Source organism: Myxococcus sp. AB025B (genome assembly GCF_006518215.1).
Lineage (GTDB): Bacteria > Myxococcota > Myxococcia > Myxococcales > Myxococcaceae > Myxococcus > Myxococcus fulvus.
Genome location: NZ_SRLW01000310.1, coordinates 1 through 11745 on the forward strand (window position 1 = coordinate 1; position 11745 = coordinate 11745).

At 70.3% G+C, this 11745-nt stretch carries 8 protein-coding genes; 4 read left to right on the forward strand and 4 right to left on the reverse strand.

The genetic code is table 11. The features are described 5' to 3' along the window. Positions 1–538 (reverse strand): DNA recombination/repair protein RecA (locus FL311_RS35285; RefSeq protein ID WP_141332084.1); only part of this gene is annotated, 538 nt, incomplete at its 3' end. Positions 539–726: 188 nt separating this feature from the next. Further along, positions 727–1941 (reverse strand): vWA domain-containing protein, encoded by a 1215-nt coding sequence (locus FL311_RS35290; protein ID WP_141332085.1) that lies wholly within the window; start codon positions 1939–1941, stop codon positions 727–729. Positions 1942–2204: 263 nt separating this feature from the next. Here FL311_RS35290 and lon point away from each other — a divergent pair, with 263 nt between their 5' ends. Next, on the forward strand, positions 2205–4697 hold the full coding sequence (gene lon / locus FL311_RS35295; protein ID WP_141332086.1) for an endopeptidase La: 2493 nt from the start codon (positions 2205–2207) through the stop codon (positions 4695–4697). Positions 4698–4787: 90 nt separating this feature from the next. On the opposite strand, the gene FL311_RS35300 is transcribed toward lon, so the two are convergent. Next, a complete protein-coding gene (locus FL311_RS35300; protein ID WP_141332087.1) occupies positions 4788–8357 on the reverse strand; it encodes a DEAD/DEAH box helicase in 3570 nt (1189 codons plus the stop codon). Between the two features lie 149 nt (positions 8358–8506). Between FL311_RS35300 and FL311_RS35305 the strand changes: the two genes are divergently transcribed. The 3 genes from FL311_RS35305 to FL311_RS35315 all read left to right on the forward strand — a co-directional run bounded on the left by FL311_RS35305 (position 8507) and on the right by FL311_RS35315 (position 10449). Then, positions 8507–9511 (forward strand): N-acetylmuramoyl-L-alanine amidase, encoded by a 1005-nt coding sequence (locus FL311_RS35305; protein ID WP_141332088.1) that lies wholly within the window; start codon positions 8507–8509, stop codon positions 9509–9511. 82 nt (positions 9512–9593) lie between these two features. After that, a complete protein-coding gene (locus FL311_RS35310; RefSeq protein WP_141332089.1) occupies positions 9594–9965 on the forward strand; it encodes a helix-turn-helix transcriptional regulator in 372 nt (123 codons plus the stop codon). Between the two features lie 16 nt (positions 9966–9981). Continuing rightward, positions 9982–10449: an SRPBCC family protein gene (locus FL311_RS35315; protein WP_046713612.1), complete on the forward strand. Its 468-nt coding sequence runs from the start codon at positions 9982–9984 to the stop codon at positions 10447–10449. Between the two features lie 48 nt (positions 10450–10497). Here FL311_RS35315 and FL311_RS35320 read toward each other — a convergent pair. Then, positions 10498–11745 (reverse strand): alpha/beta fold hydrolase (locus tag FL311_RS35320; protein ID WP_141332090.1); only part of this gene is annotated, 1248 nt, incomplete at its 5' end.

Genomic DNA, 11745 nt, shown 5'->3' on the forward strand with positions numbered 1-11745 from the left:
CCTCCGGCGAGGTGAGCAGCAGCAGCAGCCCGCCGCCACGCTCCGCCGCGTCCGCCAGCTTCCGCGCCTCGGCCAGTCCCACCCGCGGCGGCCTCCCCGTCGCGCCCACCCCTCGCGTCAGGTCGAGCACCACACACGCGAAGGCTCCGCTCCGGGCCAACTGAACCGCCGCCCACACCCGCTGCTCGGGCGCCTTGGGCCGCACGAGCAGCAGTCGCTCCAGGTCCACGCCCTGCGCCGCCGCCGCCGGGGCATACAGCTCGCGCGGTCCATCCACCCACGCGCACAGCCGCGCCTCCTTGTGCGCGGACGCCACCGCGCTCAGCGCCAGGCTCGTCCTGCCGGAGGCCGCCTCACCACACAGCTCCACCGCCTGCCCCAGCGGGAAGCCGCCCGAGGGGAGCAGCGCGTCCACCGCCTCCATCCCCGTGCGCAGCACCGCCAGATAGCTGCGCGGCGCCGCCTGCAGCTGGCGGATGCGCTCGCGAAGCTGCTCGACCACCGCGCCGCCACTGCGCTGCTCCGCCACCGCGCTCATCTCGCCTCCTCGCCAGGCCCCGACACACACCGAACGCACGCCTGCACGACGGTTCAGTATGCTCAAGGGTCTGACGTGCGCCCGCACAGGACGCACGGCGACGGGCCCGGCGACACGACGTGATGGCTTGGATCCACCGGGACGACGCCAGGGTTTTCGAGCCCCTGGGCGTCACCCCTCGGGCGGACCTAGCCGGCGCAGATGACCTTCACCTCGACCTTCTGATCATCCGCGCGGCGCAGGCAGCTGCCGCCGAAGTAGATCCGCGCGGGGCGGTCCTCCCCGGACGGCTCGTAGCTCAGGTCCCCCGCCGCCACCGAGCAGCGCTCCACCGTACCCCCGGCGCGGGTGATCTCCACCTGGGCCAGGCGCGGATCCGGCAGGTTCACCACGTCCAGGCTCTGCGCCACCGCCGCCAGCTCCGCGATGCGCAGCAGCGTGTCGCGGTAGCTCTCCCGGCAGATGGAGTCCAGGTTGTCGAGCGCCGAGTCGAACTTCTCCGACATCGCCCGGTGCCGGTAGCCCGGCCCGTAGGACGTGGGGCAGTCCGCGTTGCGCACGAACGTGCCCTGCGGCGTCGCGTCGGTGATCAGCTCCGCCCGCTTGTCGCTCAGCGCCACCGGGCCCACCGTGGCCCACAGCACTTCCCGACGTCCGCCCTTGGAGTCGCGCAGGCTCTTGAAGACCTCCGCGTACTCGTCCACCGACGTCAGCAGCCCCGCACCCTCGTGGCACTTGTCCACCGACGTGTCGTCCGTGACGATGACCGGCGGCGGCCGCGCGGTGGAGCTGCAGTCCTCCTCGTCCGTCACCACCACGACGAGCAGCCGCGCGCCGTCCCGCAGGAAGCCTCCGTTCCCACCCTCGGCGATGGAGGTGGTGGTCAGGGGCTCGGAGACCGCCAGTCGGGCGGCCTCGAAGGGGGACTCCTGCCCGCTTCCACTCGTCCCCTGCTTCACCAGCAAGCGGAAGCGCTCCAGCAGGTCCGGATCCGAGCTCTCGACGAAGCGATCCTCGGACGGGCTCCCATCCGCCGTGGGCACCTGCTGCAGGAGGCCCGACTCCCTCGGATACTCCGAGTAGAACTCCCGCCCCTGAGTGCGGACGCGGCGGTACACGGAGGTGGTGATCACCCCCACGCGGAAGTCCTGGGTGACGCCGCCGCCCTCCCGCAGGCCCTGGATGAAGGCGGGCAGCTCGGTGGCGATTCCGGCCTGCTCCTCGGCCATGGAGCCGGAGTTGTCGATGACGAAGAGGATGTCCGTCTTCTGCGGGGCCACCACCGGGGATTCGCTCTGACACTTGCCCGGCAGGGTGGATCCGGCCTCGTCGACGGGCGACGTGCAGGACGCCACCCAGAGGGCCGGCAACAGGAGCAGGGGGGCTCGGGTTCTGGATTTCATGGCGTCCTCCTGAGGGGGAAAGGCGGCGCACCCAGGCGGTGCGTCGCAGCGAGGCTGGGGGGGCGAGCATGCCCCACCCCCGGCCTGGACGCGAGACAAGGACGCAGCGTCTGGCATCCGACTTGAGCGTGGAAAATCGCACACGGCGTTTGCCACGGGCGTTTTGGTTGTTACGTTGGTTCATCTGCCGCAGAAAACCGACAGATGTTCACCGGTCCGGTCGCAGGGAGGGCCGGGCTTGAAGAAGGAAGAGGCCGAACTTCATGTCCGATGAGAAGAAGAAGGGCACCGCCGCGAGCGCAATGCCCACCGCGATGGCCCCTCCGGGGCTCATCAACAAGGAAGACATTCCCCAGGTGCTGCCGATCCTGCCCCTGCGGAACAGCGTCTTCTTTCCCGGCGGCGTGCTCCCGCTGGCCGTCGGCCGTCAGAAGACCATTGCCCTGATCAAGGACGCGGTGCGCGACGACCAGGTCATCGGTGTCGTCACGCAGCGCCGCGCCGAGGAAGAGGATCCGGGCGCCGCCGACCTCTACACCATGGGGACGGTGGCCCGTATCGTGAAGCTTCTGAAGATGGGCGAGGACAACTACTCGCTCGTCGTCCAGGGACTCGCCCGCTTCCGTGTCGTGGAGCTGGTGCAGGAGGCCCCCTACCTCAAGGCCCGCGTCGACGCGGTGGAGGACAAGACCTCCGCGGAGAACGTCGAGGTGGAGGCTTTGGGCATCAACCTCAAGAAGCTGGCGCGTGAGGTCATCGAGCTGATGCCTGAGCTGCCGGCCGCCGCCACGGAGCTGGTGGAGAGCATCACCCACCCCGGTCACCTGGCCGACCTCATCGCCGCCAACGTGGACGTGCCGATCGAGGAGAAGCAGGCCGTCCTGGAGACGGTGGACCTCAAGGCGCGGATGAAGCTCGTGCTCGAGCTGCTCAACCGCAAGCGCGAGATCCTCAAGCTCTCCAACAAGATCGACTCCGCCGTGAAGGGCGAGATGTCGAAGACCCAGCGCGAGTACTACCTGCGCCAGCAGCTCAAGGCGATCAAGGAAGAGCTCGGCGAGATGGGCGAGGAGGAGGAGGAGCTCGACGAGCTCCAGGAGCGCCTGAAGAAGGCCGCCCTGCCTCCCGAGGTGGAGAAGGTCGCGAACAAGGAGCTCAACCGCCTGAAGACGATTCCGGCGGCGTCGAGCGAGTACACCGTCGCGCGCACCTACCTGGATTGGATCGCCGACCTGCCGTGGTCGAAGCTGTCCGAGGACAACCTCGACATCGAGAACGCGCGCCAGCAGCTCGACAAGGATCACTTCGGCATCAAGAAGGTGAAGAAGCGCATCCTGGAGTACCTGGCCGTCCGCAAGCTGAAGAACGACATGCGCGGGCCCATCCTGTGCCTCGTCGGTCCTCCGGGCGTCGGCAAGACGTCGCTGGGTCAGAGCGTGGCCAAGGCCACGGGCCGCAAGTTCGTGCGCCTGTCGCTGGGCGGCGTGCGTGACGAGGCGGAGATCCGCGGCCACCGGCGCACCTACGTCGGCGCGCTGCCCGGCCGCTTCATCCAGAGCATGAAGAAGGCCGGCACGAAGAACCCGGTCATGATGCTCGACGAGATCGACAAGCTCGGCGCCGACTTCCGTGGCGACCCGAGCGCGGCGCTCCTCGAGGTGCTGGACCCGGAGCAGAACAACACGTTCAGCGACCACTACCTCGACGTGCCGTTCGACCTGTCGAAGGTGATGTTCGTCGCCACGGCGAACCAGCTGGATCCCATCCCCGGGCCGCTCCGCGACCGCATGGAGATCATCGAGCTGTCGGGCTACACCTTCGAGGAGAAGCAGAGCATCGCGCGCATCCACCTGGTGCCCAAGCAGCTCAAGGAGCACGGGCTCAACCCGGACCACATCGAGATCACCGATGAGGCGCTGCTGACGCTGACCACCTCGTACACCCGCGAGGCGGGCGTGCGTAACCTGGAGCGGCGCATCGCGGACATCTGCCGCGCGGTGGCGGTGGAGGTCGCGGGTGGGAAGCTGGAGAAGCAGACCATCAACGCCGAGCGCGTGAAGGAGATCCTCGGGCCCGAGATGTTCTACTCGGAGGTCGCGGAGCGCACGGAGGTTCCGGGCGTGGCCACGGGTCTGGCCTGGACGGCGGCCGGCGGCGATCTGCTCTTCATCGAGGCGACGAAGATGGCGGGCAAGGGCGGCATGACGCTCACCGGCCAGCTCGGCGACGTGATGAAGGAGAGCGCGACGGCGGCGCTGAGCTACCTGCGCAGCAAGTCCGAGCAGCTGGGCATCAGCTCCAACTTCCTGGAGAAGACGGACATCCACCTGCACTTCCCGGCGGGCTCCATCCCCAAGGATGGTCCTTCCGCGGGCGTCACCATCCTGACGGCGCTCACCAGCCTGCTCACGGGCATCCGGGTGCGGCACGACACGGCGATGACGGGCGAGGCCACGCTGCGTGGCCTGGTGCTGCCGGTCGGCGGCATCAAGGAGAAGGTGCTGGCGGCCCACCGCGCGGGCATCAAGCGGGTCATCCTGCCCGAGCGTTGCCGCAAGGACCTGGTGGACGTGCCGGACCAGGCGAAGAACGAGCTGGAGTTCATCTTCGTCAGCCAGATGGACGAGGTCCTGAAGGCCGCGCTGGAGACGTCGCCGTTCAAGTCGTCGGCGGGGACTCCGGGTGGCGAGCCGGGCAAGGAGGCCTCGCTGCCTCCTGCGTCCACCGAGCCCGGGTCGCCCGAGGTCCGCGCGTAACCCGGCCGGACTTCAAGCGACTCGCAGTTTGACGCGGGCAGGTTCCTCATTGAGGGACCTGCCCGTTGTCTTTGCGGGGCTCCCCTCCCCTCAGTGCCGCGTCCGGGGAACGTCCTCCTCGTCCGGGCCCGCGAGGCGCTGGGACAAGAGGCCGAGCAGCTCCTTCGTGGAGAGCCGCCCGGCGCCGTCCTTGCCTTCGAGCACGTCCGCGACGAGCGCGCGCTTGTGCTCGTGGAGCGACAGCATCTGCTCCTCGATGGTGCCTCGCGCCACCAGCCGGTAGACGGTGACGGGGCGCTCCTGGCCGATGCGATGCGCGCGGTCCGACGCCTGATCCTCCACGGCGGGGTTCCACCACGGGTCCAGGTGGATGACGGTGTTGGCGGCGGTGAGGTTGAGGCCGAAGCCGCCGGCCTTGAGCGAGATGAGGAACAGGGGCGCGCTGCCCTCCTGGAAGGAGCGCACGGCCTGCTCTCGGGCCTTGGGGGTGGAGGAGCCGTCCAGGTAGTCGTAGCGGATGCCCCGCGCGTCCAGCACCTCGCGCACCAGGGCCAGGTGTGAGGTGAACTGGCTGAAGACGAGCGCGCGGTGGCCCTCGGCGCGAAGCTCCTCGACCAGCTCCATGAAGCGCTCCAGCTTGGAGGACTCCACGCGGGACTCGGCGTCGTAGAGGCGCGGGTGCGAGGCCAACAGGCGCAGCCGGGTGAGCGCGGCGAGCACCTCGAAGCGGCGCTCCAGCTCACGTGACTGCCGCTCGCGCAGCACCTCCGGCGCGGACTCCAGCGCGGAGAGGGCCGCCAGCCGCGCGTCCTCGTACATGGTCCACTCCTGGGTGGAGAGGACGACGGGCACGCGGATGTCCGTGCGCGGCGGCAGCTGCGCCTCCACCTGGGCCTTGGTGCGGCGCAGGAGGAAGGGTTGCAGCACCCTGGCCAGGGCGGGCGCCGCGGTGGGGTCCACCCTGCGCTCGATGGGAATCGCGAAGCGGGTGCGGAAGGCGTCGTGGCTGCCGAGCAGCCCGGGGAAGACGAGCGAGAAGACGCTCCACAGCTCGCCCAGGTGGTTCTCCAAGGGTGTGCCGGAGAGGGCGAACTTGAAGTCCGCCTGCAGCGCCCGCGCGGCGCGGAAGCGGTGGGTGCCCGCGTTCTTCAGGGCCTGGGCCTCGTCGAAGACCAGCGTGGCGAAGCGCAGCTCGGACAGCCGGCCGATGTCGCGCGTCAGGAGGCCATAGCTCAGCACGAGCACGTCGCGGGGCCCCAGACGTTCGAGCAGCCCGCCCCGGTCCGCGGCCTCGGAGAACAGCCGCATCTTCAGCGACGGCGCGAAGCGCTTCGCCTCGTCCATCCAGTTGAAGGCCACGGAGGTGGGCGCGAGCACCAGCGCGGGCCCCAGCTTCGAGCGCTCCAGCAGCACGGCCAGCGCCTGCACCGTCTTGCCCAGCCCCATGTCGTCCGCGAGCACCGCGCCCGCGCCCCACGAGGCCAGCCGGGTGAGCCAGCGGAAGCCCTCGACCTGGTAGTCGCGCAGGTCCGTCTTCAGCGTGGCGGGGACCTTCGGCTTCAGCTCCCGTGCGGCGAAGATGCGCTCGACGAGCCCCCTCCACGTCGCGTCCGCGTCCAGCGTCGCGCCCGCGCTGCCCAGGGCGGACAGCGACTCCGCCGCGGCCGGGCCCACCTCCAGGCCGTGGCGCGACAGGTGGGCGTGGTCCGCCAGTCGCTCCAGGTGCTGGCGCAGCGCCTCCTCGACCTCGACATAGGTCTGGTCCTTCACCTGGACGAAGCGCTCCTTGCGACGCGCGGCGTCCAACAGTCGCGCCATCTCCACGCGCTCGCCCTGCACCGCCAGCCCCCCGAGCACGCCAAACCAGTCGCGCTTGCGCTCCACCGTGATTCGCAGCGCGCTCGCCCCGCGAGAGCCCACGAGGCGAAGTGGAGAGCCACCCCACTCCAGCTCCGGCGGCGACTCCAGCGACTGACACGCGGACAAGAGCCCGAGCGCGCCCTGGACGTTCGGGAACGAGAAGCTGAACGGCAGCGCCTGAGCCTCCGCGGTGGCCAGGGGCAGGCTCGCCTGGAGCGCGTGGACCACGGCGAGCTCCTTCACGAAGTCGCGCACCGTATGCACGGGCTCCAGGCCCCGGCGCAGGTACACGTCCCGAGGACCCTCACCGGGGACGAAGCTGATGCTGTCCGGGAGCGCCCGCACGCGCAGCTCCACGCGCACCGCGCTGCCGGGCTCCAACTCGAAGCGCAGCACCGGGAGCTGGAGCGAGGGCAGCTTCTCGCCCATGACACCGCGAGGCATGGCCACGGGCAGCCGCACCGAGAGCTTCGCCAGCTTCTCCAGCAGCACGCCGTGGCTCTCGGGTGGGAAGACGTTGCCGTGGCGCTGGAGGACGGACACGAGCGCGCGGACCTCCGGGCCCGCGTCCAGCACGGTGAGCCTGCGCGAGCCCTCGTCCCAGAGGAAGAGGGCCTCCTCCGGCTTCGCGCGGCGCACGCGGTCCACCATGGACGCGGGCAGGCTCGCGCCGTCCACGCCCGCGGAGACGACGACAGCGCCGCCCCGCTCGGAGGCGACGATGCCCACCTTGGCGCGATCCACCTGGACCAGCAGGTCCTGCGTCCCCTCCTGATAGAGCCGGGGATGGTCCACCAGCTCCAGCAGCAGCGCGCGCGAGGCGGGTGCGTCGCCATCCGGCAGCAGCGACGCGAGGCGCGCGTCGAGCGAGGAGAGCTGCGAGCCATGCTCCTGGAGCAGCTTGCGGCGGCTCACCTTGGCCCCCGTGGAGCGCTGGCCCTTCTTGTTGCGCCGGTGCACGTACGGGTGGACCTCCACGCCGTAGCCCTCGATGACGTCGACGCGCCAGGAGACCTCCACCGCCGCGCCGCTGCCCGTGCCCTCATCGAGCGCGCGCTCCAGCGCCCTCAACGTGCGGTCCCACCCCGGTCGCACCAGCTCGTCGAGCGTCTCGCCGAAGCGCTCCGTCCACGGCTGGTTCAGCCACAACAGCACCGTGTCGATGGCGGAGACCAGGTGGACACACGGCGGCGCGCCACAGGTGCAGTCGCCCTGCACCACGGAGGGCGTGAAGGTCAGCCGGGCCTCGGGGAGGATGAAGCCCATCTGCGCGCCGTAGGGCAGCTCCGAGCAGCGCGTCTCGCGGAAGCGGAAGCCAGGGAGCTCGGCGTCGTGCTGGAGCGACTCCAGCTGCAGCGCGTGCAAGGGCCGCGTGGCCACGGTGGCGGGCGCGCGGGAGCGCAGGTCCAGCAACAGGCCATGGACACGGTGGGTGCGCGGGTCCTCGGGCGGCGCCAGTCGCGCGGCGAGCGAGGCGCGGGTCTCCTCCGCCTGCTTGCGCTCCTCCTCGACGAAGCGCCACGCGAGCCGGGGCAGGAGGTCCTTCATCTTCGGCGACGGCAGCGACTCCTGCGTCCAGCGCGTACGGCCCTCCTCGCTGAGCATCTCCACCAGCCTGCGGCGGGCCATCGCGGGGCGGGACTGAGGCAGCAGCGCGGGGTCCACGAAGGGCGACAGCACCGTGAGGCTCAGGCGGGACAGGTGCTCGACGCCGTGCTCGCGCAGCCAGGAGCGCAGGGCTCCTTCCGTGGCGAAGTGTGGGACAGCGGAGGAATCGGGCTGCGGGCGCTCCACGGACATGGCTCCCCGCTTCTTCGCGATGCGCGACGGAAACGCAAGCGCGACGACAGGGCGTCCGGGCAGGCGGGCTCCCCGGGCCGGCTTCCGCTTCCCCGTCATTCCGGGCCACACTGCGGAACGACGCCCGCTCGCCAGGCGTCGAACCTGACATGCCGACATCCGCCGCTGGACTGTGGGGACTGGGAGTGTTGCTGCTCACGGGCACCGCCTGCGTGCGCGCCGCGAGCGAGGTGTCTCCTGATGCCTCGACGCACCTGTCCCAGGCGGCGCGGCCAGGCTCGCTCCCCGTCGACCCGAGCGCCGTCCGTGGGTCCGTGGAAGGCACACGGGGCTCTCTTCCCCACACGCCGATGCGCGCGGCGGAGACGGTCGTCGAGCCGCCTGTCGTGGCCAGGTGGCCCGCGCCGGGAGCCACGCTGACGCGCGTCCCCGCGAACGTGCCCGAGGGCTTCGCGCGACGTCGGGTGTACCTGGACGCGGGACACGGCGCCGAGGGGAACACGGGCAACCGCTCCGTCACGTGCGAGGACGAAGAGGTCTTCACGTTGCGCGTGGCGCAGGACCTGGCGCGGCGGCTGGTGGCCACGGGGCACTTCGAGGTGCGCATCAGCCGTGAGCCGGGACAGCGGGTGCCGTACGCGAGTCGGCTCGCCGATGCGGAGCGCTGGGGCGCGCACGTGTTCGTGAGCCTGCACTCGGACTCGCGAGGCACGTCGCAGCCGTGGGCGCCCGCGGAGGGACAGGCGTGCAACCGCCAGGACACGACGCCCGGCTTCAGTGTTCTCTGGTCCGAGGACGCGCCCGCCCCCCTTCAGGGTCGCCGCGCGGAGCTGGCGAGAGCGCTGGCGCGGAACCTGTCGCGCGGCGGGTTCCTCCACTACGACGGCGTGGACTACGTGGGCCTCTACGCCACCGACACCGCGCAGCCCGGCGTCTTCGTGTCCCGTGAGCCGTCACACCGGCAGATCTTCGTCCTGCGCAAGCCGACGATGCCCTCGGTCATCGTGGAGACGCACCATGCGCTCGACTTCGAGGAGGCCGCGCGCTGGCGCGAGGAGCGCACGCTGGAGGTCTTCGCCACCGCGATGACCCAGGGACTCGTGGAGGCCTTCGCGCCGCCTCCGCCCCCGCGCGTTTCGACGCAGCAGCCCTGAACCGCACAGCGAACGCTCGACGCGATTCGCGCTTGCCTTTCATTTAACCAGTTGGTTATTTTAGCGACAGGTTAATCAAGCCATGCCGACGAGCGACCCACTCAGCGCCACCTTTGCCGCGCTCGCCGACCCGACCCGGCGCGCGATCCTCGCGCGACTCTCGAAGGGGGAGACCTCCGTCACGGAGCTCGCCCAACCCTTCGACATGAGCCTCCCCGCCGTGACGAAGCACCTCAAGGTGCTCGAGCGCGCGGGGCTGATCACGCGGAGCCGCGAAGCCCAGTGGCGCCCCTGCCGACTGGCGCCGAAGCCGCTGAAGGACGCGACCGACTGGCTCGAGGACTATCGCGAGTTCTGGGAGGCCAGCCTCGACCGGCTCGAGGACTACCTGGCCGACGTCCAGGGGCAGAAGCGCCCGGCGCGCGGCCGCAAGGTTCCAACCCCGAAGAAGTAGGAACGAGGAGCACCCCATGAACGCAGCGCTCGACCTCAACGAACTCGCGAAGCGGCAGTTGGAGCTCTCGCGGCTCATCAGCGCCCCTCGCGCGCTGGTCTTCCAGGCGTTCACCGACGCGGAGATGATCTCCCACTGGTGGGGGCCGAACGGCTTCCGCACGACCACGGTGAGCAAGGACGTGCGGCCGGGGGGCGCGTGGAAGTTCACCATGCACGGGCCCGATGGCACCGACTACGCGAACCACATCGTCTACACGAAGGTCGTCCCCAACGAACGGCTCGAGTGGGATCACGGCACGAAGGAAGGCGAGGTGCTGTTCAAGGCCGTCGTCACCTTCCAGGACGAGGCGGGAAAGACGCGCGTCACGATGCAGCACACGCTGCCCACCGTCGAAGCGCGCGAGCAGGCGGCGAAGTACGCCATCGAAGGTGGCCAGCAGACGCTCGCGCGGCTCGATCAGCACCTCGCGACGCGGCAGTAGGCACTCGTCGCACGAGTGCCCACGTCGGGGCGAGGCGCCGGGGAATCCTCAGGCGCCCTCGTTCCGTTCGTCGTCCTGCCCCAGAAAGGGCCCGGAGACGTGCTTCACGATTCGCGCGGCCAGGGCTTGGACGTGCGGAGCGTGCAGCAGGGTGTAGTGGGTGCCCGGGACGTCCTCGACCTCGAGCTGCTCCGGGGCCACGTAGCGAGACCATCCGTGGGTCGGCTCCACGGAGCGCTCCCGCTTCGCGTCCTTCGCGCGCAGCAGCAACACGGGGCCTCCGTAGGCGCCTGGACGGAACGTGGACAGGACCCGGAGGTTCGCGCGGGTCACGTCGCGCCAGGCCCGGAGGTCCGAGTCCTGGACCTCGGGGGGAAGCCACCCGGACTCCCGTGCATGCGCGATGACCCGAGCGAGCTGCTCATCTTCGGAGAGCCCCGCGAGAGACTCGGGCCGGAGCGTCGACTCGACTCCCGCGGTCCGCGCGAGGTCCATCGCCATCCCCGCGAGAAGCAGCGCGTCGTCGGGTCCTTGCGTGAGCAGCTCGTCCGTGGACGCGAAGCTGTCGAGGAGGATGAGCTGTTCGACGCGCTGTCCCTGACGCTCCAGCTCGCGAGCCATCTCGAAGGCCACTACACCGCCCATGGACCAGCCTCCGAGCACGTACGGGCCTTCCGGACGCACGGTTCGCAGCGCGGCCACGTAACGCCGCACGATCGCGTCCATGTGTTCGATTGGGGGCTCGGATCCGTCGAGCCCCGGCGACTGGAAGGCGTAGACCGGCCGGCCCGTGCCCATCCACCGTGAGAGCAGCCGATAGGGTCCCACCGCTCCGCCGACCGCGTGAACGAAGAACACCGGCGAGCCCGTGCCCTCGGCCTGCAACGTCACGCAGTCTCGGGCCGGGCTGTCACCACGGGACACTTCGAGCCATGACGCGAGCTGTTCGACCGTGGGGGCCTCGAAGAGAGCGCGCAGTGGGAGGTCGATACCGGTGAGTGCACGCACTCGCGCCACCACCTGCGTCGCCAGCAGCGAGTGCCCTCCCAGCTCGAAGAAGTCGTCCCTCCTCCCGACTCGCTTCGCTCCCAGCACTTCGCTGAACACCTCCGCCAGCTTCGCTTCCAGTCCCTCTCTCGGAGCCTCGTAGGCGTCTTCCGGTGACGTCACCGCCTCCGGCGCCGGCAGCGCCCTGCGGTCCACCTTCCCATTCGCCGTCAGCGGCAGCGCCTCCAGCACCACCACCACCGTCGGCACCAGGTACTCCGGCAGCCTCCTCCTCATCCCCTCCTTCAC